Annotated in this window: 19 protein-coding genes and 1 tRNA gene; 9 read left to right on the top strand and 11 right to left on the bottom strand. The window is 59.5% G+C overall.

Annotated features, from left to right (window positions below; genetic code table 11):
- Window position 1 precedes the first annotated feature (1 nt).
- Window positions 2-844 (top strand): phosphonate ABC transporter, permease protein PhnE, encoded by an 843-nt coding sequence (phnE, locus tag ACX3M4_RS01240; RefSeq protein WP_459356788.1) that lies wholly within the window; start codon window positions 2-4, stop codon window positions 842-844.
- Between the two features lie 202 nt (window positions 845-1,046).
- On the opposite strand, the gene ACX3M4_RS01235 is transcribed toward phnE, so the two are convergent.
- A complete protein-coding gene (locus ACX3M4_RS01235; RefSeq protein ID WP_459356787.1) occupies window positions 1,047-2,255 on the bottom strand; it encodes an alpha-D-ribose 1-methylphosphonate 5-triphosphate diphosphatase in 1,209 nt (402 codons plus the stop codon).
- A gap of 314 nt (window positions 2,256-2,569) precedes the next feature.
- Window positions 2,570-2,655, bottom strand: a tRNA-Leu gene (locus tag ACX3M4_RS01230).
- 219 nt (window positions 2,656-2,874) lie between these two features.
- On the opposite strand from ACX3M4_RS01230, the gene map reads away from it, so the two are divergent.
- The 5 genes from map to ACX3M4_RS01205 all read left to right on the top strand — a co-directional run bounded on the left by map (window position 2,875) and on the right by ACX3M4_RS01205 (window position 7,812).
- Window positions 2,875-3,705, top strand: coding sequence for a type I methionyl aminopeptidase (gene map / locus ACX3M4_RS01225; protein ID WP_459356786.1), 831 nt, complete (start codon window positions 2,875-2,877; stop codon window positions 3,703-3,705).
- Between the two features lie 6 nt (window positions 3,706-3,711).
- Window positions 3,712-4,287 carry a JAB domain-containing protein gene (locus tag ACX3M4_RS01220; RefSeq protein ID WP_459356785.1) on the top strand — a complete coding sequence of 192 codons (576 nt, stop codon included), beginning with the start codon at window positions 3,712-3,714 and terminating at the stop codon, window positions 4,285-4,287.
- A gap of 189 nt (window positions 4,288-4,476) precedes the next feature.
- Window positions 4,477-5,718 (top strand): tyrosine-type recombinase/integrase, encoded by a 1,242-nt coding sequence (locus tag ACX3M4_RS01215; protein WP_459356784.1) that lies wholly within the window; start codon window positions 4,477-4,479, stop codon window positions 5,716-5,718.
- 431 nt (window positions 5,719-6,149) lie between these two features.
- Window positions 6,150-7,130: an MvdC/MvdD family ATP grasp protein gene (locus ACX3M4_RS01210; protein WP_459356783.1), complete on the top strand. Its 981-nt coding sequence runs from the start codon at window positions 6,150-6,152 to the stop codon at window positions 7,128-7,130.
- Entirely contained in the window at window positions 7,123-7,812 is a 690-nt protein-coding gene (locus ACX3M4_RS01205; protein ID WP_459356782.1) for a hypothetical protein, read from the top strand. Before ACX3M4_RS01210 ends, ACX3M4_RS01205 begins: the two co-directional genes overlap by 8 nt.
- 85 nt (window positions 7,813-7,897) lie before the next feature.
- Here ACX3M4_RS01205 and qatD read toward each other — a convergent pair whose 3' ends face one another.
- From qatD to ACX3M4_RS01160, 9 genes are all read right to left on the bottom strand, one after another.
- Window positions 7,898-8,662 carry a Qat anti-phage system TatD family nuclease QatD gene (qatD, locus tag ACX3M4_RS01200; protein ID WP_459356781.1) on the bottom strand — a complete coding sequence of 255 codons (765 nt, stop codon included), beginning with the start codon at window positions 8,660-8,662 and terminating at the stop codon, window positions 7,898-7,900.
- Window positions 8,659-9,936 carry a Qat anti-phage system QueC-like protein QatC gene (qatC, locus tag ACX3M4_RS01195; protein WP_459356780.1) on the bottom strand — a complete coding sequence of 426 codons (1,278 nt, stop codon included), beginning with the start codon at window positions 9,934-9,936 and terminating at the stop codon, window positions 8,659-8,661. Before qatC ends, qatD begins: the two co-directional genes overlap by 4 nt.
- A complete protein-coding gene (gene qatB / locus ACX3M4_RS01190) occupies window positions 9,933-10,526 on the bottom strand; it encodes a Qat anti-phage system associated protein QatB (RefSeq protein WP_459356779.1) in 594 nt (197 codons plus the stop codon). Before qatB ends, qatC begins: the two co-directional genes overlap by 4 nt.
- 238 nt (window positions 10,527-10,764) lie before the next feature.
- Entirely contained in the window at window positions 10,765-12,633 is a 1,869-nt protein-coding gene (locus ACX3M4_RS01185; protein ID WP_459356778.1) for a KAP family P-loop NTPase fold protein, read from the bottom strand.
- Between the two features lie 127 nt (window positions 12,634-12,760).
- The gene (locus tag ACX3M4_RS01180) at window positions 12,761-13,663 is read right to left on the bottom strand and encodes a 3'-5' exonuclease (RefSeq protein ID WP_459356777.1); all 903 of its coding nucleotides are present in this window, start codon (window positions 13,661-13,663) and stop codon (window positions 12,761-12,763) included.
- On the bottom strand, window positions 13,660-15,681 hold the full coding sequence (locus ACX3M4_RS01175; RefSeq protein WP_459356776.1) for an ATP-binding protein: 2,022 nt from the start codon (window positions 15,679-15,681) through the stop codon (window positions 13,660-13,662). The genes ACX3M4_RS01180 and ACX3M4_RS01175 overlap by 4 nt, the downstream gene beginning before the upstream one ends.
- Window positions 15,678-16,973, bottom strand: coding sequence for an SIR2 family protein (locus ACX3M4_RS01170; RefSeq protein WP_459356775.1), 1,296 nt, complete (start codon window positions 16,971-16,973; stop codon window positions 15,678-15,680). The genes ACX3M4_RS01175 and ACX3M4_RS01170 overlap by 4 nt, the downstream gene beginning before the upstream one ends.
- A gap of 43 nt (window positions 16,974-17,016) precedes the next feature.
- Window positions 17,017-17,526: a GNAT family N-acetyltransferase gene (locus tag ACX3M4_RS01165; protein ID WP_459356774.1), complete on the bottom strand. Its 510-nt coding sequence runs from the start codon at window positions 17,524-17,526 to the stop codon at window positions 17,017-17,019.
- Between the two features lie 3 nt (window positions 17,527-17,529).
- Window positions 17,530-17,832, bottom strand: a complete 303-nt coding sequence (locus ACX3M4_RS01160) for a type II toxin-antitoxin system TacA family antitoxin (protein WP_459356773.1) — start codon at window positions 17,830-17,832, stop codon at window positions 17,530-17,532.
- A 1,223-nt stretch (window positions 17,833-19,055) separates the two neighbouring features.
- On the opposite strand from ACX3M4_RS01160, the gene ACX3M4_RS01155 reads away from it, so the two are divergent.
- The 3 genes from ACX3M4_RS01155 to ACX3M4_RS01145 all read left to right on the top strand — a co-directional run bounded on the left by ACX3M4_RS01155 (window position 19,056) and on the right by ACX3M4_RS01145 (window position 25,285).
- Window positions 19,056-21,422 carry a hypothetical protein gene (locus ACX3M4_RS01155; protein WP_459356772.1) on the top strand — a complete coding sequence of 789 codons (2,367 nt, stop codon included), beginning with the start codon at window positions 19,056-19,058 and terminating at the stop codon, window positions 21,420-21,422.
- Between the two features lie 640 nt (window positions 21,423-22,062).
- Entirely contained in the window at window positions 22,063-24,759 is a 2,697-nt protein-coding gene (locus tag ACX3M4_RS01150) for a TrlF family AAA-like ATPase (protein WP_459356771.1), read from the top strand.
- Between the two features lie 4 nt (window positions 24,760-24,763).
- Window positions 24,764-25,285: a hypothetical protein gene (locus ACX3M4_RS01145; RefSeq protein ID WP_459356770.1), complete on the top strand. Its 522-nt coding sequence runs from the start codon at window positions 24,764-24,766 to the stop codon at window positions 25,283-25,285.
- Window positions 25,286-25,478 lie beyond the last annotated feature (193 nt).

The raw sequence follows: 25,478 nt of genomic DNA, 5'->3' as shown, positions 1-25,478 counted from the left end.
CATGACCGAACTCGTCACCGATCTGGAAAAGGCCCGCCGGCGCGTACCGGATGCATTCCGGACACCGGCCGGCAAACTGGTCAGGCGCACCTTGCTCTGGACCGCCTTTGTGCTCCTCACCGGCTGGTGCCTGTGGGATTTCGGCTTCTCTCCGGCGCGCCTCCTGGAAGGCACCACCCGCTTTGGCCATGTCCTGTCCTTCATGTTCCCGCCCCATATCTGGTCCTCCTGGGCCGAGTGGCAGGAAGTTCTGAAAGGCCTCGGCGAGACCGTCGCCATGGCCTTCATAGGCACGCTTCTCGGCGCCCTTGTCGCCTTTCCGCTGGCGTTTCAAGGCGCCAGGAACATCCTGCCGTTGCGATGGCTTCGCCTTGGCACCCGGCGCGGGTTCGACGCGCTGCGCGCGGTCGAGCAGCTGATCCTGGCGCTGATCTTTATCCGCGCATTCGGTCTCGGTCCCCTTGCCGGCATTCTTGCCATTGCCGTTTCCGAGGTCGGAACCTGTTGCAAACTCTTTTCCGAAGCGATTGAAAACACGTCGCAAAAACCCGTCGACGGCGTCAAGGCCTCCGGCGGCGGCCCGCTGCAGACTATCCGCTACGCGATCCTTCCCCAGGCGCTGCCGGTGATCCTGTCGATCGTGCTCTATAATTTCGAGAGCAACACGCGCAGCGGCACCATCCTCGGCATCGTCGGCGCCGGCGGCATCGGCTTCCTGCTCGCCGACCGCATCCACGCCTATCGCTGGCCGGAAGCCTGGACGATCATCTTCCTGATCATCTTCATGGTCTATCTGATCGACGGCTTCTCGGGGGTCTTGAGGAAGCGGATCATTGGCGGGTAGCTGGGCACGAGATGCTGAATCTTCGATGGCAATCGAAAATCCCCTCTCTTCGTCATTGCAGGGCTTGACCCTGCAATGACGAAGTGGTGGTTTTTTTATCTTCCTTGCAACCACCTAGCCTCAACAGTTCACAATGCCAAGGCTCGACCATGGCATCCATGCCCCTGCCTCACCAATCGATCCTGTTCAACAAAGAGTATTCCTAAAGCACCCGCTTCCCTTCCCGCCAGGCCTGGCGGACAAAGGGATGGCCGCCGTGAAGACCAACATGGAGCAGGTCTGCTCGTTTGCCTTCGGCAATCTCGCCCCGGTCCTCAAGACCGGCGACCTGGGCCGGTGTCTTCGTCACCATGCGGACCGCTGCTGGCAGGTCGGCGTGAAACGCCTCGCCCAGCCCCACCATGAACGCGCAATCGAGCAGTGACCTCGGCACGTAATCCGAGGCCAGGATATCGACAAGATCTTCCGCAAGCAGCGCGCTGACCGCAACGTTGCCGGACTGTGAGCCACCGCGGATGACGTTGGGCGCCCCGGCGACAATGTGCATGCCGTGGAGCCGCGCCTTGCGCGCTGCTTCCAGCGTGCAGGGGAATTCCGACACCGAAATTCCGGCGGCAATGGCCTCGTCGATATGCTCCAGTTCCGTGTCGTCGTGGCTGAGCAGTGGCAAACCGTGCCGGTGTGCCAGCGCGACCACGGCGGGCAGAACTTTGCCGCTGATATCGTCCGAGTAATTCAGGAGTTCCTGCGTCGCCTCTTCGGCCTGCGCGCGGGTCTCCCCCGTATCCGCCATCCGCCGTTCGATATAGGCGGCAACATTCTTGCTCTGCCGCCGTCCGGGCAGGTGCTCCATCACCGAGACCATGCGCACGATCTCCTTGGCGATGTTCTCTTCGGTCAAGCGAGTCGTTTCCGCATCGGTGATCTCGCAGCGCAGGTGCACCAGATGCTCGGATTTCAGCATGCCGGCCTGCTGCAGGCTTTCCAGCGCATCGATCATCGGCGCCAGGATCTCGCGGCGCTCCGGGTTCTTGATCGTCGCCCCGACACAGAGACTGTCAAACACGGTGGTGATGCCGCTGCCGATGATCTGGGCATCATGCGCAAGGGCAGCCCGCGCCGGGTCCCAGCGCACATGCGCGCGCGGGAAGATGTGTTTCTCGAAGTGATCCGTGTGGACATCGACCAGCCCGGGCAGCAGATAGTCGCCGTCAAGATCGTGGCCTGCCTGAGGCGCAACGCCGGTGTCAACGGAGACGATCCTGCCGCCGGCAACCGCCACATGACCGGTGACGACCTCGCCCGCCAGAACGACGCGGGCGTTCTTGAAGACAGTCAACTCGCTGCCCGTCGGCGCGGTCTTGTCGGCAAAGGTCATGAGGCAAGTCTCCGGCAGCAAGATCAAATGCATGTGTGCCGTCCCGGATCGGGAACCGGCAAATCAGGGAAAGCGCCTTCTACCGCTCTTTCCGGCGCAAATTGTGACAGGTTCGCTACGATCCAGTGACATACCGAAACATTGCGCGGCAAAGCGCTTCAAACAGGTTTGGCAGGCGGGATCTCCGGCCGGAGACCCCGGGAAACTTGGTATGCAACGAAGCGAACCCCGACAAATCCGGGCTCAAGCCGAGTGGTTACGCGAACATTCTGCGCTCAAGTAGCCCGCAAGGCGGTAGCGCAACAATCCGCGCTCAAGTAGCGCGAAGCGCGGTAGCGCAAGAGTTATGGTGCGGGCGACGGGACTCGAACCCGTACAGCCTAGGGCCGAGGGATTTTAAGTCCCTTGTGTCTACCAATTCCACCACGCCCGCGTTGCTTCTCCCCTAGCGGGCCTTCCTGAAAAGCGCAAGCAGGCGTCGCACGTTTTCGGGGCAAGGCCGCCAAGTTTCCCCGCTCACATGCTTTCAGCCGAGGTAGTGCTGGAAATTGACCGCTTTGGACGGTATGTCATCTGAAACGGATAATCCGGTATCCGGTGCGGTTTCATACGGCCACATCAAGGATGCCGCATAAGAGACACGGTAAACCCCATGGTCAGCTATATCGATGCAGCGGAAGCTCCCCTGAAGAACACCGGACAGGTGCGCCTTTACGGCCCCGAGGACTTCGAGGGCATGATGCGCGCCGGACAGCTGACCGCCGCCTGTCTCGACGATCTCGCCGATAGGGTACAGCCAGGCACCACGACCCAGGAAATCGACGACTTCGTCTATCAGTACGGCATGGATCACAACGCCATTCCGGCGACGCTGAACTACCGCGGCTACACCAAGTCCTGCTGCACCTCGATCAACCATGTCGTCTGCCACGGCATTCCCAACGACAAGGGTCTGCGCGAGGGTGACATCCTCAATATCGACGTCACCTTCATCCTCGACGGCTGGCATGGGGATTCCAGCCGCATGTACCCGGTTGGCCAGTTGAAGCGCGCCTCGGAACGGCTGATCGACGTCACGTATGAATCGCTGATGCGCGGCATCGAGGCGGCAAAGCCGGGTAACACGACCGGCGACATCGGCGCGGCCATCCAGGCCTATGTCGAGGCGCAGCGCTGCTCGGTCGTGCGTGACTTCTGCGGCCACGGCCTCGGGCTGCTTTTCCACGACACACCGAACATCCTCCACTACGGCCGCCCCGGCGAAGGTGTTGAGCTGAAGCCGGGCATGATCTTCACCATCGAGCCGATGGTCAATCTCGGCCGCCCGCACGTCAAGGTTCTGAGCGACGGCTGGACTGCCGTCACGCGGGACCGGTCGCTTTCGGCCCAGTTCGAACACTCCATCGGCATCACGCCGGACGGCTGCCAGATCTTCACCACCTCGCCCAAGGGCCTTCACAAGCCGGGATTTCCGGACAGCTAGGACCTGATGAAAGAAGAAACTTCCGGGAACAGCACACCGGACGGCAGCGAAGCGGACCACAAGGGACACCGCGAACGGCTGCGGGACCGGTTTCGTAAAAACGGTGAGCAGGGTCTCGCCGACTATGAGCTTCTGGAATTCCTGTTATTCTCCGCCCTGCCCCGCAAGGACACCAAGCCGATCGCCAAGGCGATGCTCAAGCGCTTCGGTTCCTTTCCGGCAGCACTCACCGCGCCACGGGAACGACTCAAGGAAATTCCCGGTCTTTCCGATATCAGCATCGACGCCATCCAGGCGGTCCATGCGGCAGTCGTCCGCTTTCACCGCGCCGGCCTGGACGGCAAGCAGATGCTGGACAGCTGGTCAAAGGTAAGCGACTACCTGCAGGCCTCCATGGGCATGGCACCGGTCGAACAGTTCCGCATCCTGTTTCTGGACAAGAAGAACGCCCTGATCGCCGATGAAGTCCAGCAGACCGGCACGGTCGATCACACGCCCGTCTACCCGCGTGAGGTGATCCGAAGGGCGCTTGAATTGTCGGCAACGGCGTTGATCCTGGTCCACAACCACCCCACTCACTGATTTTGATCCCGCTCGCTCACGTTCAATCACGTTGAAACACTGAGGATTTTACGGTTTTTAGCCCTTGCGTGGTGGGGGCGGTTTTGGAAAATTGGGGGCTGCACAAGGGGTAGTAAACGGCCTTCCGCTCCCAGCAAGCGATCCCTGTTTCTCCCCGACCGACCCCAGTTCCGGAAAGGAGGAAAGGCCATGGCCACACTCACCGACACCACGATCCGACATGCGCTGAAGCGAGTCGAGATGAGTCAGAAGCAGGAGAACCTCGCTGATGGCGAAGGACGCGGCACCGGCCGTCTCGTCCTCGTTCTCAAGCCCATGCCGAAGCGCGTCACCGCCGACTGGATGGCACAGCAATGGCGCGACGGCAGACGCACCAAGAAGAAGCTCGGGGCCTATCCCTCGATGTCGCTGGCCCAGGCCCGCGAAGTCTTCAAGCGTGATTTTGCCGACGTCATCCAAAAAGGCAGGAGCATCAAGATAGCCACCGACACGCGCCCTGGCACGGTCGCCGCTCTGTTCGAGGGCTATGTCGCCGCACTTAAGGACGCTGGGAAGCCTTCGTGGAAGGAGACCGAGAAGGGCCTCAACAAAATCGCCAATACGCTCGGGCGCAATCGCCTCGCCCGCGAGATCGAGGCCGAGGAGATCATCGAGCTGATCCGCCCGATCTACGATCGCGGCGCAAAGTCGATGGCCGACCATGTGCGCTCCTATCTCCATGCCGCCTTTGCTTGGGGAATGAAGTCCGACAACGATTATCGACAGCAGTCCCCCCGCCGCTTCCGCATCCCCTTCAATCCCGCGACAGGCATTCCGACCGAGCCCAAGGTTCAAGGCACGCGCTGGCTCGACGAAGATGAGTTCGTCCAACTCTATCGCTGGCTCGAATGCCCCGATACGCCGGTCCATCCGTCCTACCCGCGCGCCGTGCAGATCATCATGCTGACCGGCCAGCGCGTCGAGGAGATCGCGCGTCTGCATGTCGATCAGTGGGACGCCAAGGAGCGGATCATCGACTGGTCAAAGACCAAGAACGACCAGCCGCACGCCGTTCCGGTGCCGTTGCTCGCCGCTGAGCTGATCGAGTCGATCACGCCGAACGAATGGGGATGGTATTTCCCGTCGGCCAAAGACCCTTCAAAGCCGGTCAGCCACGGCACGCTCTATAGCTTTGTCTGGCGTCAGCGGGACCGCGGCGTGATCCCCTATGCTACGAACCGCGATCTCCGCCGCACCTTCAAGACGCTCGCCGGGAAGGCGGGCATATCGAAGGAAACCCGCGACCGCCTCCAAAACCACGCCCTGCAGGACGTCAGCTCGAAACACTACGACCGCTGGAACTACATGGTTGAGAAGCGTGCCGGTATGGCCAAATGGGATAAATTCGTCCGAGCCATGCTAGCGAAAAAGCGTATAAAAGCTGCCGTGTGATCTCCCGGCCACCCAAGGCCGTGCGTTCACCCTGCAGCGGGATGATGAGAACCGCCTTCGACCTTCGCTCGAAGAAGCCCTTGCACGCCGCGATCCGAGGAGGATAGCAGTCATTGTTTGTCAAAGAGGCGATTTTAAGTGAGATCACATTGACGGAACGCCCAACTCTCGCAACAATTTGTGAATCGGCGCAAAATTATTCCGCAGTCAACAGGGGCGATAATGGTTGAAAAGAGATCTTATCTTCTTGAGGGCGCAAGAACTGTCAAAATGGCATCCATTACTTCGGCTTATTGCGCCACGGAGCAGTTGAACATTGCTCAACAGGACGACGAAACACGCCCCGTTGTCACGCTGGACTGGTTCGCAAGCACTGGCTCTAAGACAATGCAGGCCCCTAGTGATGACGATCCAGACCCTGAGGACGAGGGATGCTACTAGTCGTCACGAACAAGTCTGACCTCGCCAGCGACTATCTTATACTTCGCCTCAAGGAGCGCGGCATCCGGTTTATCCGCTTGAATACGGAAGATTTTGGCCGGGCATTCCAGATCGACATCTCGTTTAACGGCAGCCCCGAATGCCGACTAGCGTTCGAGAATGGACAAGTGCTGGAAAGCGAAGAGATTACAGGAGTCTATTTCAGGCAGCCGCGCGCACCCGCTGTGCCGAATGGTGTAGCCGACAGTGACCGCTTGTTCGTCCAACGCGAGATCAAGGAAACTCTCCGTGGCCTATGGCGGCTGATCGATGCCAGGAAGTGGCTAAATCATCCTCGCAATCTGTGGCTTGCCTCAAACAAGCTTGAACAGCTTGCCATCGCCGGTAGGCTGGGGTTCCGCATCCCGGAAACCTGCGTCAGCATGTCGGCTGCGCGAGTTCGCGCGTTTTATGACGAACATGGCGGCCGCATCATCTGCAAAGCCGTGAAGAATGGTTTCAGCCATGAGGGAGATACGGTTACACTGGCATTGACGCGGCGCGTTGAACGCCCATTCATCGACGATTTCGAAAGCTATGCGACCGTGCCGATGATTTATCAGCGCGAGATCATAAAAGCATATGATGTCCGTGTGACACTGATCGGAGATAAGCTCTTCCCAGTTGCAATCCATTCGCAGGAGCGCAAAGATACTGAAGTTGACTGGCGCCTTTGGGATGTCAGCTCCTTCGACCTCAAGCATGAGCAGATTGAGCTTCCGGAGGATGTCGCCGCGTATTGCCGCGCGATTGCCAAGCACTTCAATCTGGGCTTTGCTGCAGTCGACTTAATACGCGGAACCGATGGCCTCTTCTACTTCCTTGAAGTAAATCCCAATGGCCAGTGGGCCTGGATCGAGCAAAAATCCGGCTTTCGGATCCGCGATGCGATCATAGATCGCCTTACTATGCGGATCACGGCGTATGCGTGAGCTTCGCGAAATCCGAGAGCAATTGGTATCTGAGGATATCAACGTTCTTGAACAGTCGCTACGCTTTGTCAGCGCGCGTGGTGCGCAGGAAGCGGAGCGCGGCAAGGCTGCAGAAGCGCGGGCAACAGCGATGTTGGCCATTCTTGGCATCCTGGCTGGTTTCATCGTGCCACTCGTTGGGACGATTGAAGCGTCGAAGGGCGACGGCAAGTGGTTCTTGCTGGTACTCTTCCTAGGTTCGCTGCTCTTTCTCGTTAAGGGACTTTACAACGCCGTGCGCGTTCTTGGGGTCTCTAAAGTGTATCGACTGGAGATCGACACTGTCTTCGACTTTCAGCCGCTCGCCCCATCTGATGCCCTGCGCGAAGAAATCGCGGGATTGATCTGGGAGCACCGGAAGGCGGTTCAACCGAATACTGAAAAGCTCTTCAGACTGCACCGATGCCAGCGAAGCGGCTTGCTTGCGATCATCTTCTTCATGCTATTTGGTATTTTTCTGCTTGCCGCGCGTGAGGACTGGCTCCAATTGCCGCTGTGGGCGGCATGTGCTCTTGCCGTTCTTGCGGCGCTTCTTCTAGTTTTTGGCGATAAAATTTTCGAGCGGTTAGGTATTTGGAGGAGCACGAAAAGGATCGCCTCGGCCCCTAAGCCCCCCGAAGTAGAAGAGACGACCATCTCCTGAGCCGAGGACGGATGGGGCCAACCCGGTTTTCTCAATACGTGCAGCGCCAGAAGAGCACAGGACGCGGAAACCCTTATGTTATAAGTCATCCGCCAAAATTCGGTGGCCCGCCGCATGCACTTCCATGACTGGCTAGACGGCGGAGGTTGCTTTTGAGCTGGCACTGCACCGTTTCAATGGATTCTGACCACACATCCGAAAGCACTTCTAATGCTAGCTTCGCATCCCACGGCCATGCCGCGCGCCCATCAACCTGTGCGAAGGGGCCGTCCGTCTCGGTAAGAACCCGATCCCGTGGCATTTTCGCTGCCAGTGCCCGCCCTTTGCTGCCAGCCAACATGGCTGGGCCAACGCTGAACCAGCAACCCATATCGACTGCGCGCGCAAGCTCCCTTTGCGTTCCCGAAAACCAGTGCATGATCGCAATGCCCGCGCGAGGCTCCATCGTCAGAGCGTCGAGGACCTGGGTGGCCGCGCGACGGCTATGAATGGTCATGATGCGACCTCCTGCGCGAGCACAGAGAGTGAGCACTCGGGAGAAAACTTGCTCCTGATCCGCCCAGTATCGTTGATACTCCGGACTACCATCAAGACCGATTTCACCAACATACCGCACTTCGGGTATCAGGCGTTCAAACAGCGCAAGCTCGCCTTTGCGCTCATGCGCGATTTGGGGGTGGAGGCCGAGCGCGGTCCTGATTCGCGGCGCACCCTTTGCCAGCGCGGCCGTTCCGGACCACGCCGAGGGCGTTGTCGTAACGGAAAGAACATAGAGATCGCGAGCGACACATTCGCGCACTACTGTGTGCGGATCGCCATACAGGTCCAGATGCGCGTGAAAGTCGATCATTTGACGCCGTAGGCCCGATGAAGCGCGCGAAGCTCTTCAAGACCGCGCTCAAGCATACCGATAAGAGCTGGTCGATCAGCGATGAACGGGGACGCCAACGCATGGCCTAGCCACCCCTCAACGCCCTCCGCTTTGATGGCCGCAAGCGCGATCGCGACCGAGCGCACGTCGTCGAACCCCGAGTGATCGGCATCATCTTTTCCGATCTGTTCGTAGACGTAGTCTGTCGTATCCTGGGTGGAGTCCCAAGCAAGGAATGCCGCCCTACGGGCTTGGCAGGGAACGCATCGCCCGCATTGGCGATAATTGAACCTTTGGAACCGACCACAGCTCGTCGAGCGCGCAGCTTCCACACAAAGCAATTTCTGGTCAGCGCACTCTTTGAGCATTTCACCCTTGGTCTTCGTGGCATAAGGATTGGTGATCCTGACACGGAGACCTGCCGCATCCAGCACCTTTTGCAGACGGCTCAGGAACTCCGGATGTGCCGTGCGAGTGCTGAGGCTCCCGAGCCGCCCGCCGGTCAACGGTGGATTAATGGCGATGAAGCCGTTTTCGCACACGAAGAGCGGCAGCTCCGCGACCTCCCGATAGGCTTTAAGGGCCGTGGCAGCGATCACGCCGAAGGTGATAAAGACAAGCGACCTCGCCCGTTGTGAGGCTTCTTGCACTCCCGGCGTATGTGCATTGTGGTTTAGTTGCAGATGTCCGAGACCGCCCCCGATCTTTGCGGCAAAGTCGACCTGCTTGTCCGCGTCGCCTCGAACAGTCTGGCTGATTGCGAATGGCTTATGGCCAGCCGCGGTTAGGTCAATCGAACCGATCAAACTGTCTAGCCCACCGGACAAAAGTACCACACAACTCTCAGGCGGCCGGAGCGGTTCACGAGGCGGCGTGGGCAGCATCCCACCCTCGTGAAATCGCAAGGTCCAGCGGTCGGTTGTAAGGAATGCGAGCGCTTCGGCCAAGGCCAAGGCCTGCCCATTCCAAAAAGGCGCGTCCGCCACGGCAATGTCGAGTTCGATCTCTCGTGTCCACCCGTCCGGGCTCTTGTCGCGCAAGACTGCAAAATCTGCCGTCACGACGCTCAGCGCGATCGACAACAAGTCCCAGGCCCGCGGAGCGGGATCAAGCCGCCGGCGTTGAATCTCGGATTTCGCCGCATCACCAGCGCTTCCTTCTCCCTCCGCCCGCGGCTGGCCGTAAAGGACTACGCGCAGGATACCATCACTATCGGGCAGCGTTGCCCCTTCCGGACCGCAGGCCAATCTCATTCCGCGTATCCTTCAAACACCTCAAATGTCTCCCTAAGAGCATCCCTAACAACCTGACTGATACGACCGCTGGTGAGGCTGCGTCCGGCATCGTGCAGCTTCCGAAATGCCGCTGCCACGCTCTGTTTCACGTAGTCACGAACTTCCTTGAGCCGAGACAGAGCTGTCACCGCACTCGGCGCCTTCTCAACGATTGTCTTGCCGAGATCGAGTTCAAAGCGACGGAAGACGTCTATTGCCGTGAATCGCTCGATGGCGAAGGCGCGTTGTTCAGGGTCGAGATTTAGTAAATCCGCGTCTGGAAACCGGGTAAGAAGCTCGGTCAAGGCATCCCGAATTGCCGCGCGTTCAGCTTCGGCGTCCTGCGTCCCGTCAACCGGCCGAACCGCCTCCACAACAGCGTTCATAACTTCCTGCACATTGCGCCCCGCGAGGAGGGCCGGATCAAGCGGGCTGCCTGGTTGGGCCGGCTGTCCCGCTGCAACCCGCGCCAGCGCTCCACCAAGCGCGCCAGCGGTAGTGACCGTACCTCCGAAGCGCCGAGTCGCAGTCGCCGCCCCACCATACCCGGTCCGAACGTAGTGACCCATGCTGCGCCGCATGTCCGCACTATCGCCCCCTTTTGAGAACTCGCCTAGCGCACGACGCGCACCAAGAAAGCGGGCTGGAGGGGCGATCTCTGCGGGCGCCGGCGGCGGGACCTGGGGGGCCGCAGCACCCTCATCGGCTGGAGCGTCCCCGTCCTCAGCCCCATTTCCAGACGCCTCGCCCGCGGGCGGGTCTGGGGTCCAGGGTGGCACCATCGATACCCCGCTGCCTGGGCCTCCACTAGATTGTGACGTTCCCATTTTCCCTATGCCTCTTGATGGCCGCCTTAACCGGCCTTGACACCTGCCCCCGATCCCATGTGTCGAAGACTCCCTTCGACCAGGGCTGGTCACCGATCTTCGGCACGATATTCGCCTGGATCTGCGCGGTGGGTCGCTCACCGAGGAAGGCGGCAAGCCTCGCCCCCTGCGGCGGATCGGCCTCGGCCACGACGAGACAGGCTTCCAGGACGGCTGGCACGCCCCACTCTTGCTCCTGCCGCGCACGATCCAGAAGCCGGTCCATGATCACCGTGGTTTCCGTCCGAGGCACCCGCAAAAGTCGATCTTTCAGGCTCATCGCCATCTCCGGATGCTGCAGGAGCGCCGTCAAAAGCTCGGCCGCCTCCGATGAAAGGCGGTCCTCTGGCGTGATCAGCGGCGCATGTTCACGGCTTACATAAAGGGCTCCGCGCAGATCGGTGTCGGCAAGCGCCGGCGGGAGCGTAAGCCACTCAGCGAAAAAGGGCTCATCGAAAGGTGCCGCCAAAGCCTGTTTCTGCCCAGCGATCGCCTTCTCTTCCCATTCGGCGAGGAAGACAGGTTTGCCGGAGTCGCTTGCGCTCACCTGTGCCATCAGTTCGCCAAATGCTTTCGCGTTGCCGAGCCGCTCGAACAACAGCAGCTTGGCCAGGACCGCCTCATCGACACCAACGCCCTGTGCGTTGGAGATCGTCATGCGGATAGAAAGCGCATTGAGGAATCGCTTGATCAGGCGCGGATTGCCCAGAATGCCCGACGCCGTCGTCATGAGCGGGGCCAAGCGGTCCGCGGTATCGAAGCGGCCGATCAGTTCTGCCGGTAAGGGATCGTGCAACGACTGCACAAACGCGCGGTCGACGCGCTTGCCTGCCCATGTTTGCCGCAATTGGGCGACGACCCCGCTGCGGATCTTTTCTTTTACATCCTCCGGAAGATCGCTGTTCTCCACGAACAAAAGCATCATGTAGGCGCGCACTTCCTGAGTACCCAAAGGAGGCACGCGAATTGGAACCTGAATCAGCTTGTCGAAGTAGTTGGTGACGAGGAGATCATCGGGGACGCCCTCAAAGTGCCGCCTAACGGCGTGCTTGATCATGTCATTGTCGGCGGCGATCACGAAGGCTGTGTTCTTCAAGAATAGGAACAGCCGGATCGCTTCGAGCGTCGAGATCGTTGTCTCGGGCAGACAGCGATCAAGATCGTCGATCAGTACCACCAGCGTCACGCCCAGTTCCTCAAGCGTCTCCTCGAAGTTGTCGCGGAGTGCCTGAATCTCCTTGGGCGGCGATGTTTCCTCCTTCGGGTTAAGTAATCCACTCGCCGTCACAGCGACCTCACCCACCTTGCCTTTCGCCTCTTCGATCAGCTTACCGTCGACCCCGCCCGACAGGAAACGCTGGCCCACCCCCCACACCTCGCCGATCAGTCCGGTGGGCGGCAGTCCGAGCGACATGGCGACCGTCGATCCCGCAACGAGCTTGGCCGCACGTAGCCAATTCACACGCTTGACCAAGGCCTTCGCCTTGTCGATCGCCTTCTCGCGTGCCTGGGCTTCCTTTTCCAGCTTCGTCGCGATCACATCCATGAGCGCGGCGCGCGCATCGTCGTAGCCCTGATAAAGCCAGGCATTGAACTCAACGAACACAAACTCCCGCTCGCCTTCCTTGCGGGGCCGCGTAGCCAACGACGCCTGAGTGAGCTTGATCAGCGAGGATTTGCCGATGCCCCAAGCGCCGGACACACCAATAGAGATCGGTCGCCCCTGCGCCTGGACGATGATCTCCGCTACCGTGTCTGCCACGCCAGAGAAATTCAGGAAGTCCCGTTCAGTTTCATTGTCGGGCCACATCTGTTCGGATTAATCCTCCGCTCACGTCGAATCGCGCAAATACTTTATCTGTTTACTTAAAGTTAGACATAAATTGCTTCCAAGACGAGCGTTGCAGATTTGGACTCAAGATTTTATCCAATGCCTACTACACTCGATCAGAGAACCGTTCATAGGCTGTGATCCGGGAAGGTTTCAGGTCAACGTCGCGCTGATAGATTTCCTTCTTCAGAAACGCCAGTTCTGCTTCTCTCTGTTCATCGGTGACATCAATATACCAAGCACGGGGACGCCCGTCCTCCTCGCCGTTCCAACGATACCCCCGCGACTTGAGCTTATCCTTGAACTCGAAGGGCGAGCCTTCGGCCCAAATGCGCCATGTCGGCAGGCGCGCACGCGCGAGCAGGTGGCCAAGAGCGTTGACGCCGGACTTCGGAAGCGAGCGTGACAGCACCTCCACCGCCGCCAAACAGTCATTCGCCGCACGATGCCGATCATAGAAGAAGCCACATCCCGCCGCGAGATATACGAGCTTGGTTCCCTCGAATCCCTCGGCAGCCCAGTCGATCTCCGACATCGAGCAGGCCCAGGGCTTGAGCGAAAACGACGAGCAGAAACGCTCAAGAAACTTGCGATCAAAAGCAGCGTTGTGGGCAATGACGACAGCAGCAGAAAGCGCGAATTGCGTAACCTCGTCCGGATCGATCCTTTGGCCGGCCACCATAGCATCGGATATGCCTGTCAACGCGGTTATCGAGGCAGGTATAGGCGCCGACGGCTCTCGGAGCCGATCGAACGCCTCTCCGACGTCAACGATGATTCCTTCGAGCGAATACCGGAATGGCACCATGGCAAGCTCGATGATCTCATCCTTCGACGGATCGAGACCTGTCGTTTCCACGTCTACGAACAGCCCAAGGCGGGTATCCTGTTCGGGTATCCCCGTCACCGGCGCCCTCGGCTGCAGGCGGCGGAGAACCCGATAGTCCTGGCTTGCCTCCAAGAGAGTTGCCGCGGCCTCCAGCGCTGCTGCATCCGGCTGGCCCATCATGGTGTAGCCGTATCAGGAGGAAGGGCTGGACCCGACGGCGCAATCTTGACCAGAGCTGCCCGCCCCTCCTCATGGAACCAGAGCTCCCCGATCTTCGCGTCATCGCTTTTCGGAAGCGGCTTTGCCTCCCGCACCTTGAAGGTGGTCGGAAGGTTCACCGATGTTCCGAAGACGAGCGCGTGCTGCTTCGGCAAGGAAGGCAAACGCTTCAGAACCGCTTCGGAAATGAATGGCGTCATCTGCCGGATCTGCGAAAGGTCATCCGGGTTCTGTATGCGATGGATAACGAAATTTGAGCACTGCGAGAGCACGGTTTTGGAAAGTTCGCTTGGTCTCTGCGAGGCGACCAACAGGAAAAGCCCGTATTTTCGTCCCTCCTTGGCGATGCGTTCATAGATCTTGCTGGCGTCGATTGCATATCGGGAGGTTGCTTCGGAAATATAGCGGTGCGCCTCTTCGAGAAGCAGATGCACTGGAAAGCGATTCCGCGGATCGGCTTGCCGCAGCAACCTGAATGCCATCCGTGCGAGCACCGATGCTACCAGCTCGACGACCTCGTCCTCGACCGCATTCATGTCGACGATGATAATCTGATCCCGTTTGAACCAGTTAGCTCCTTTACGCTCAAGACCCAGGAGTTTTTCCAGGAACTTGTCGCGGGACAGTTCGACCTGCCCGCCCGCCGCGCTGTGACGAAGAAATTCGTATTCCGTGCGCTCCTCGAGGGATTTGAAGCGGGTCAGCATCTGCGAGCAATAGTCTCGAATCTGCCTGTTCCCGTGCGCCTCCTCGTAAAGTATCGCCAGGTCCAGCGCCTCACCCAACGCCGCGAAGTCGAACGGCAGATTGGAATAGGCTGGGAGCTTGAGCCCATCGATGATGAACCCACCGCCATTTGCGTCGCCGAGCAGATATTTTGTCAGGCCGTCGGGATCGGCCATCTGGCCGTAATTGATCTTTATATATGGCTTGATCTTTGCCGTGCCGATTTCGGGGGTGTTGAACCGCTGCAACAGGCCGACCATTCGATCATGCTTCGAAGGACTGCCTGTGTCATCGCGAAGAATCTGGCTCAGGCATGTAGCAAGAATATGGTTCTTTATGCCCTTCAGTTCAGCGCTTGCTCCCACAGAAAAGAGCGTTGCCAAGCTGAGCGCCATCCGCAGGATCGGAAGCTGGGTTCGCTCGCTGGCCTGAAGCAGCAGTTCCCATTCGGATTGCTCCAGGAACCAATGCGGAAGGCGGAATTTTCCATTGGCTGCCGTCCCATCCAGCACGACATGGGCAACTCCAATGCCATTCTCCTTGGCGAGCGGCATCAGCGCATTGGCGTATTCGCCGTTTACGTCGAACACCAAGAACGTCGCCCCTCGGGCGTGGAACTCGTCCGCCTTGTCGAATAATGACTGGAGCACCGATGCTACGGTGCAGGACTTGCCGCTCCCGGTGTTCCCGAGCACAGCAGTATGGCCGCCGAAAAAGTCATCGATCCGGACTTTGACGTCGTAGCCCTCGAACACCACAGAGCGACCGATCGACAGAGCGCGAAAGCGCGTCGCATCCTCAGGCACCGGCGCGGCACCGTTGAGACCCGGAGCGGGTTCGCTCGGCTTGTCGGTCTCAAACACACGATCAAGCTCCGCATCGAGAGCATAGAGAGCGTCCGCATAGAGCGACGGAAAGACGGACACACCGAAGCGGAATTTTGCGCCGCGGTCTTGCGGAAGCATCCCGACCGGCACGACGTCGAGATATTTCGCGGACGCCGCCTTGTCCAACTCCCCCTCGCCTCGCCCGGCGCTGGCGATGTCCCGCTCTCGCAGGCCGACGACCTCGACCACGACGTATTCCGTCTGAACCGGAACCATCAGGAAAGAGCCGAGACGGGCGACGTAGTGAACATCGTCGAACCCGACGATAGTGAAATTGTCAGTGCCGGCGTGCATCTCGACGACGAAGCGGTCGGCCGCGACGGAGACCACCTTGCCGATGGCGCGTTTGCGGTCGTCGCGACTCATTCGCTGTCTCCATCGGTGGACGAAGCCTCAGCCTTCTTCGGGGACATCGCCTCCAGCACTTTCCGGATTGCATCATCGATGCGCTCGCTCGGCCGCTGGGGCATGAACTCTTCGATGATCGTATCGAAATAATGCGCCTTGCGGTCGGTTTCTGGACCGCTGCCACCGATGATCCAGATGCGGGGATCGTTCAGGGCGCGGAGCTTGGCCACCTCTCCCTCCAGCGTCGGATCGACAAAAATTATCAGGCGAAACGTCGGTATGGTGAGCGCCTGGTAGATGATATTGTTGATGTGCTCGTCACCGAAGGCATATCCCATGGTGAAGAGAACGCTTTGCTCCCTCACGATCCGCGACTGGAACTCGCGGAACAGGTCGGCATAGGGCGATCCGAGGCTGGAGTTTTGCTTCGCGGGGGTGGGATAGATCATCACCTTCCCCGGTTCCTGCCCTTTCGAAACAGCCGTTTCGCGGATCGGAAATAGGCCGTGATCGTCTTCGGTCCAGCTAATCGAGCCATGGATCTTGCAGAGATAGACGAAGCCATCCACAACCGACCATTTCCTGTTGGTCAGATCGAGCTGCTCGGCAAGCGCGTAACGGAAGGTCGCCGGATTGAAGCGGCGCTCGACCACGCCGGAGAAGCCGTTGGCGTAAGGCAAGCCGAGCCGGTCCATCGCCGTCTCGTTGAAAAGGTCATAGTTGGTCGTGAAAATCCACGGACGCGGCAACGAGCGATCACGCAGGACCAGCTTTCTGTAGAATGTTTCGTAGAGCGTCCCAACGGTGCTGTCGCCATTGGCAAACGCTCCGTTCGTGCATTTGTCCCAGAGGAAGACCTGCACCTTCTGGATGATCGAATTGACGACCTTCAGGTTTTCCTTTGCCTTGGGAAGCTTGCTTCGTGAGAGCGTGAACCGCAGGCTGAACAGCAGCTCCATCAACCGTTCAAGGTTGCGGGCATATTCCTCGTCCGCAATATCGATCCCGAACTCGTCGGCAAGAACTTTCCGCTCGGCGATGGTCGGGAACCCCGCCTCGTCGGCGACCCGCGCCTTCGTGAACTCCTTGGCAAGCGGCGCCATGGTCGGGATGCCAACCTCCCGCCATTCCTCGTCTCCGAGAATGTCAGTTTCCTTGGCGTAGTATGACGAGCATCCTGCGCCGAGCAGGAACGCGACATTCTTTGCATTCAGCGATTCCGACAGCGCTTTCCTGACGACATCGGCGCCGGCCGGCCATTCTAGCTCGCCAGCATCAGCATCGACGCCCCGCAGAAAATTAAATTTCAATTTCTCAGGTTCTTCTCCATCGGAATCCGCCACGAACACCCCCTCATTTGAACAATGCTTCAATATCCGCCATAGGCCGGAACAACTTCATCGGCTGATCTGGAAACGGCAAAAAACTCTCGCGCTCATAGAAGCGCTTTGCTCCTTCGTCCTTGGCGTCCACGATCACCGCAAAGGACGCGATCTCGCTGCGCACGGCCCGATAGAGCGCGTCCGCGAGAAGAAACCGGCCGTATCCTCTTCCCTGATAGCGCTGATCAACCGCGAGGCGACCCAGCAAGGTCGCCGGGATTAAAGGATAGCGCGGCAGTTTGCGGACGACGGTCCCCGGCAGTTCCGGAAGCCGCACCGCTGTCGATGAAAGCGTGTAATATCCGGCAAGGCTTCCGTCCTTCAGCACGAGGACAAATGGTGCCGCCATCTTCTTTCTGGCGTCCTGCCCGGCCTGCGTCTGGAAATATCGGTCGAGCGGCTCTACGCCGCTTTCGAATCCCGATCGGTCGTGTTGCGGGCCGAGAATCTCGACCCGCAGGATGTCGTCTGCTCCTCCCACTCCTCAGACGCCTGTTCTCTCGCGATAACGGCGAACGGTGTCTTGCAGTCGTTCGTTGACCGGCTGTGGTTCGACCAGAGCCTGGACGAACGCCTGGCTGTCCCGCACCGAAAGCTCCAGATGCTGATGTTCCTCGATGGCGCGCCGCGCTGCATCTTGCACGCTTGTCAAAACAAAATCCGTCACCGTCCGTCCTTGTAGCGCAGCGGCATGTTCGATCAGACGTTTCTGGTCAGCGGTCACACGCGTCTCAAGACGTTCTCCGCGGACGCGTCCAGTTATGGACCTTTTTGCTGTCTCGGCCATTTTTCGATCTCCAATCTACCAAAAATATGTACGGCCATTGGCCGGAAAAATCAAGATGCAGCCCCCTCAGCGAAAGGATGACGCCGTCGGCGTCGCCATGAAGCGGAGAGGCAGATTTCATCAGGATCAGCAGAGAACTCGGTGGCTCCGGCCGGAACCGGCAATTGTGCAGCAGATTGTGCACAATTGCCGTGGAACCATGATGCTGGACACAGCAGAGACAGACACACTTCTACTCGCTCTGCTACGCAACGCGGCGCCCGCCGATCGTCCGAGCCATGATGCGCGGAATCGCTTCTATCAATATATTTGTCGGACGCGCCGGACCGACAGATACGAAGACGTTATCACCTTCCTTCAGTCCAACGGCTGGGTGCTGCCGCCGCCGGAACCGCCGGCTGAGGACGACGACTAAACCGGCGCGGAAACGCAGACCGGCCAAACGACGCTCGCAAACATAGGAACCAGGCAGACGACTGCGGATTGCGGGCCGTGGCCGCCCGGCGCCTGAATCCCCCCTAGCAACCGCGGCAGATTGCTGTTCATGAAATCCCAAGCCGACAGCGATGCGAACCATTCCGGCGCCGCTTCACTCACCATGGAGTTGGATCAGGACCGATTCGCAGAAGCGACCAATCGATCCACTGAGGCAGGAACTATGGTCGTCGCGAATCAGGAGGACGGATTCATCGCAAGTAGTGATGGTTGCGGGGGCAGGATCTGATCACAACTTGCGCCCCGAGCAAGTAAAGTTGGTTGCGGGAGCCTGCAATCATCATTACTTGCGACCGCCCACTCCTCTTCTCCCCATGATGCTCGAGATGGACAAAGCGCTCCTTGACGAGATATTTCGCGCAGCAGCGTAGAACCTTGTGCATCTATCAGCGCTGCACATTTGCTGGCGCGATAGCTGCCGACCATAGAGTTGTGGTCGGTCAGCGCTCATGCCCTCTGATCGCCGTTAAGGGACGGAAGCTTTCAAGCGGCCGCAGGCTGAGGATCAGCGAGTATCGGCAGCGCGACACTATTCAAACAATCTCGCCAAAAAATAAATAATAGAGATCCCAATGTAAGTGCGCTTAAATAGGCTCGTCGCTCTCCGCATACTCAACAGAAGGGGTAACAGCCGTCCGTTCGACATTGGACGGGGCATCCGATGCGAAGAATCGGATAGGACCGCCTTCCTCAACAATCATCGCAGAGAATGTTCATAGCCTACCCACATGCCTGACCTTCAGCATACCAAACTGCTTGCCCGCAAGATCTCCGACTTCTGCCGCCTCCGTGTCGAACCAGTATTGCCCCCGCAGGAAAGCACACGGATCAAGGAATTTCTCCTCTGTTTGATCGCCCAATCGCAAACCCCGCCTCGCAAGCCGCGTGGCTACGATTGGGACGAAATCGCCCTTCAATGCGGCCTCGGCAGGGATGCTCTTCGGGGCGCGCGAGCGGTGATCGAGCCGGCTCTGGATGCAATTGTGCGGAACACGAAAAGCCCAACCAATCGCCCTTCCGCCAAGATCCGAACGACAGAGGATTCCAAGCCGCGTCCGCGACGCGGCCGTCCTCCGCGACAGCCAGTGGAAAAGCCAAGCGCTGCCGCGCAAATTGACGCAACGGATCAATCAGAACGGCAGCCTGCAACGAATCGGCGGAAGCCCGGCATCAAGCCGCGCGCGATCGAGGAGTTCCCAACACCTCTCTTCGATGATTGGCTCGACCCACCAACCTTTCGGGAGGCGCTTGAGCTGCACATGCGCCGCCACGGCGACAGCTATTGGCATCTACACCGTGCCGTCGTTCGCGATGACGAAAAGCTCGACCATTCGACCATCCGCCACTGGCTGCAGGGATCGAAGGCGCCCCGCAGCGTGGCCAGCATGGAGGTTCTCAGTCGCATCGAGCGCCGCTATCGCCTCCCGGCGGGATATTTCAAGGCGAAGCTCCCGCATCAGACGCGGTCGGTCTCGGGCCACGTCCTCGACGATATCGGCCCCGCCGAGCGGCGCAGGCTCGCCTGGCATTTGCCTGACGATTTCAACACACGCTCACGCCAGGAACAGGAGAAAATCCTCGAATGGGTGCGTCGTGTCATCATCAGGGGCTCGACCGACTACAGGCGGTTCCAGGCGGCCGCGATGAAGCAGCGTTACGCAATCCGCTTTCCAGGGATCACATACGGTCAGTCTGACGCTGCGGATGATCACCATCGAAACAAATATGAGGAGCAGGACGAAGACCGCACTTCCTTCACCGATCCAGACCTGCGGTCCGGGGTCATTGACGCTCCACCCGTCCTGGCCATGGAAATGGCCGAGCTGATCCGGTTCAAGACCGCGACGCTCACCGCATTCGGCCTGCAGCGGAACGGTGTCTGGGGCGAGGAGACGGCATCGCAGAAGGTCGAGCATCTCGGCCTGATGTTCGGCGCATTGGCCGCCCATCCGCGCGGGCCCGTCCGCGGCTACGGTGTGCCGCCGCAGCACCTGACCTTCGGCCTGCTCGTCTTCCCCTCAATCTGGGACTGGTATGTGCAATGGCGCGAAAAGCGGCGCGGCTTCTATACCGCCTGGGAGGTGGACATGCTGCGCATTTCGCTCGCCCTCACCCGAAGGGAAACGGGCTGGCTGCGGCAGCACCCTCGTCTCGGATCACGGCTCCGGCCGATCGAGGGATTGGTTACGCAGGCGGACATCGACCGCGCCTGTGCCGACTGGGACGATGCCTGCGACGTCTATTTCAAGCACGCCTCCTCCCGCGTGAAGGAGATCCAGCGCGTCGCGCGGGTCCATCGCGATCCGTTCGAGCCGATCATGCCGGTATTGGAGGCGGAAAGCCCTGTCGGCGAATATCGGAAGATCACGGAAGAGATCCTCCGGCTCATGCCGGACGAGCGGCTCTATCGTCGCCCGGCGGCAGAAGCCGTCCGATCGTTCCTGATGCTGCGCTTCGGGCTGCACCTTGGGTTGCGGCAGAAGAACCTGCGCCAGTTGATGGTCTGTGAACGCGGACAACTGCCGCGGTCGGAGCGCCAACTCGCCGACATGAAGCGTGGCGAGATTCGATGGAGCGAACGTGACAAGGGTTGGGAGGTTCTGATCCCGTCGGTGGCCTTCAAGAACGCCAATTCGTCCTATTTCGGGAGCAAGCCGTTTCGACTGGTCCTGCCCGACCTCGGCGGTCTCTACGATCACATCGAGGCCTATATCGATCGGCATCGGCGTGTGCTTCTCGGTGGAGCTGAGGATCCAGGCACATTCTTCGTCAAGACGGTGAAGACGACAAGCAGAGACGCTTCCTACGACCAGAACACGTTTTATGAGGCCTGGCGCCTGACGATCCAGCGTTATGGGATCTACAACCCCTACACGGGACGGGGTGCCATTCCCGGTCTCCTCCCTCACGGCCCGCACAATGTCCGCGACGTGCTGGCAACGCATATTCTCAAGCAAACAGGTTCCTATGAGCAGGCCAGTTATGCCATCCAGGATACGCCAGATATGATCGCGCAGCACTACGGTCGTTTCCTGCCGCAGGACAAGGCGGCTCTAGCCGCGCGGATTTTGAACCGGGTCTGGGAAGCGGCGTAGCGAGTCTTCACTAGGCCCGGAAACGATTGCGTTCGATCGGTCGAAATTCCACTGGCTCGCGATGGGTAGAGAGCACGTGTATTTCGGAAACAGGTTTCCCGCTGACGAATCGGGGCGATAGCCTCAATCGGGGGATGCTTCCCCGATCCATGATGAAAAAAGGCCGCGCCTTTGGCGCGGCCCTTATAGCTGGAGTCCGGCGGCCTCTGCCGTCACGCTTGTGCCCATCGCCGCCAGTACGATCAGGACTTGGCCTGACAAGCTGCGGAAACAGCCCAAACATTTCGTTGCTATCGTCTTCGTGCACGTCTCATGCGAGGTATTCGTCTGAGATTTTTTCATATCACCACCTACCTTTCTGCCCACGACTTCAGCGAGGGCGATTAGAATGATGGCGACGGGCAGCACGACGGCGATTGGGATCGAACCGGCAACAACTCCGAAGAACGCCTGTTATATAGGACGCGATACCGGAAAACTCAAGTTAATGACCGGCGTGGTTAGTAAATACCTTGCGCTAGATTCGGACTCTCGCGGCATTAAGGCGCGGACTGTGAGTAAAAAAGTAGTTTTCCTTGAATAAAAACGGCATCGTATGGATTCTGGCCGCATATGTGATTTAGTGCGCCGAGGAGCAAGAATGGACCAGTCCGCGGACATTGCAGGATTGCCCGAGGTTGTGGCCGCCGCTTTGCAGCGGCCGTCCGGCGCGCGCTTCTACAAGTGCGCACTGCAGGTCAATCCCTACGAGTATGTGAGGCGTCATCCGAAGGGGGAAAACTTCGCCGACGAGGACACCTATAACGCCGCCGTGCTCGATGCGCTGCAGGAACAGCGCGTTGAGGTCATTGCCATCACCGACCACTACCGCGTGAAATCTGGGCTTCGCCTTGCGGAGGCGGCGGAGGAGCGCGGTCTGCACGTCTTCCGCGGCTTCGAGGCCTGTTCGAAGGACGGCGTGCATCTCCTGTGTCTCTTCGATCCTGGGGCAGACGTCGACAAGATCGACCGGTTCATCGGCGAGTGCGGCGTTCATGACGATTCTGAAGATTCACCCGCAGGTACGAAGGACTGCGACGAGTTGATGACGGCGTGTACGCGACGGTGGGGCGGGATCCCCGTGGCCGCTCATGTATGTTCCGCTGGCGGTCTGCTCGCAACGCTGCGCGGCCAACCGGCCATCAAGGCGTGGCGGCACGAGCATCTGCACGCCTGCTGTCTTCCGGGGCCGGTCGACCAGGCACCGGAAAACCACCGCCCGATCATTCAGAACCGCAATGCGGACTATATGCGCGAGCGTCCGATCGCCATTGTCAACGCGCAGGACGTAAGCTCACCCGCGCAGGCCGCGGCACCGGGCGCGTGCTGCTGGATCAAGATGGCATCGGTATCGATAGAGGGGCTGAAACAGGCCTTCCTTGACCCGGTATCCCGCATTCGCCTTGTCTCCGACGACGAGCCGGAGGATCACAGTGAGTTGTTGGCGATTGCATGGGAAGGCGGCTTCCTCGACGGAATCGGCATTCACTTCAATGACAACCTGAATGTGATGATCGGCGGCCGCGGGACCGGCAAGTCCACCATCATCGAAAGTGTGCGCTTCGTCCTCGATATCGCCCCGCTCGGCGATGAAGCTGGCAAGTTGCACAAGTCGTTCGTGTCGCAGGTGCTCGGCGCCGGAACGAAAGTCTCGCTTCTGCTGCGCTCGCATACTCCGTCGCCGCGGGAGTACCTGATCGAGCGCACCGTTGGGAACCGTCCTACGGTAAAGGATTCATCCGGTGAACTGACGGAGCTTTCGACCCGCGACGTATCGGTCGGCATCGAGATATTCGGGCAGCATGAGATATCAGAGCTGGCCCGCAGCCCGGAGCGCCTGACAGGGCTTCTCGACCGCTTTGTCGATGCCACTCCGGGCGATGCAGCGAAGCGCAGCGAACTCCGCCATCGTCTCGGCGATACGAGGACGGAAATCGCGGGAATCGAGACGCAACTGAAGCGGATTGACGAGGAGCTTGCCACGCTTCCCGGCCTGCGGGAAACCCTGCAGCGTTATAAGGATCTCGGTCTTGAGGAAAAACTGAAGGACAAGAAGCAACTCGTCACGGAAGAGGGCGTCCTGAAAGGCGTCGATTCCATCATCGACGATGCCCAGGAAATGCGGGATGCCTTCGGCGACGAGTATGCCCCCGATGTTTCACGCCTGAACGAAGACAGCCTGAAAGACCTCAGCGGCGCCGAAATCCTTCGCAAGGCCAGGCCGCACATCGAGACGTTCAAGACTGAAACCGCTGCAGCGCTTGCAACGCTCGACGGTGCGATCGCAAAGGCGCGGGCCGGTTTGCTGGACGTCCGCACGGAATGGGACGGCCGCAGCGCACAGGTGGAGGAAGCGCACCAGAAGACGCTGCGGGAACTCGCCAGGGACGGCATAGACGGGAGCGAATACACCTCTGTGCTACAGCGGATCGAGCAGCTTGAGCCGAAAAAGACCCGGCAGACCAAGCTGGAGGACGATCTGAAAGAGGCGAACAAGAAGCGCCGTAAAGCGCTAGAGGAATGGGAGGATACGAAATCCACACAGTTCCGGGCGCTCGAACGCGCGGCAAAGAAGGTTAGCCGCAAACTCGGCGGCCGTGTTCAGGTGAGCGTTACCGCGACGGGCGATAGGGCCGCGCTTGAGGAGCATCTGCGCACGCTTGGCGGCCGCGTCTCCGATATGGTGAATGCGCTGAACAAGAAGCAGCCGCTTTCGGTGCGCGCGCTTGCGCAGGCCTGCCGGGAAGGCAAGGAAGCGATACTTGAGGTGTTTCCCATGCCGCCCGCACAGGCGGAGAAGCTTGCGGGTGCGCAATCGTCTTTCATCATGGAGCTGGAGGAAATTGACCTTCCGGCGACCACCACCGTGCAGCTCAATGTCGCGCGCGAGGGCGCTCCTGCCGTGTGGCGCAAGCTGGATGAGCTATCCACCGGGCAGAAGGCCACGGCCGTCCTCCTGCTTCTCCTGCTGGAATCGCCGGGGCCGCTTCTGATCGACCAGCCCGAGGACGATTTGGACAACAGGTTCATCACCGATGGTATAGTGCCGCAGATCAAGCAGGAGAAGCGGCGGCGTCAGTTCGTCTTCGCGACCCACAATGCAAACATTCCCGTCCTCGGCGATGCCGAACTCATTGCGGCGCTGGAGCCCGCCGAATCTTCGGAAGGACCAGAAGTGCAACTGCCGGACCGGAATCTCGGTTCGATCGACTCGGACCATGTGCGGGAACTGGTCGGGGAAACGCTCGAAGGCGGCAAAACCGCATTCGAAATGCGTCGCCTGAAGTACGGGTTCTGAAGCAATGGTGAAAAGAGGCAGCCTCGGCAGGACGAAAACAGAGAAGAAGAAAAAGCCTTATTCCAAGGCTTCGGACGATGAAAAGGTTGCGCGCAACTGGAACAAGGCGCTCGGGCTATACGAGCGCGAAGAATGGTCGGTTGCGGTGCTGCGCTGCGCGACATGCCTTGAGCTGATGGTCAATTTTGCGATCAGGCAGGAGCTCGTGACGGAGAAGAAGCTTCCCCTGCAGTTCGTCGATAAGCTTCTCCTGAACGCGAACGGCATTCACAACAAGTACCAGAATCTCTACCTCCCGATCATGGCGCAGTACGAGGAGCATGATGATCTCAAGCGCCTCTGGAAGGAGCGGATCGTGAAGGTGAACACCGAACGCAACAAGATCGCGCACCAGGGCGAGTTCCGCAGCCGCAAGGCCGCGAAAAAGGTCATGGAAGATACGTCATTCGCCATGCAGCTGGTCATGGGGCTGTATGGGTTCGGCGCCGAACTAGGACCTTTCTCTGATCCAAACGACCGAGAATAGTGAGGATCCTGTGCGGGACGTCCGCTGCTCTAGCAGGCATCTTTCTGTTCATCCGACGTCAAGGAAAAACAATGACCCGCCTGCCGCATGTATGTCTCTTTCGTCGCAGCAAGGTCACGTCCGCTTCAAAGCTTTCGGTGGAACGCACAGATCGCCCGAATGACCAGGATAGGAGTAAGCAGGAGAGGCTGAT

The sequence above is a fragment of the Roseibium sp. M-1 genome (assembly GCF_054515675.1).
This window is presented reverse-complemented; position numbering and strand designations above follow the sequence as displayed.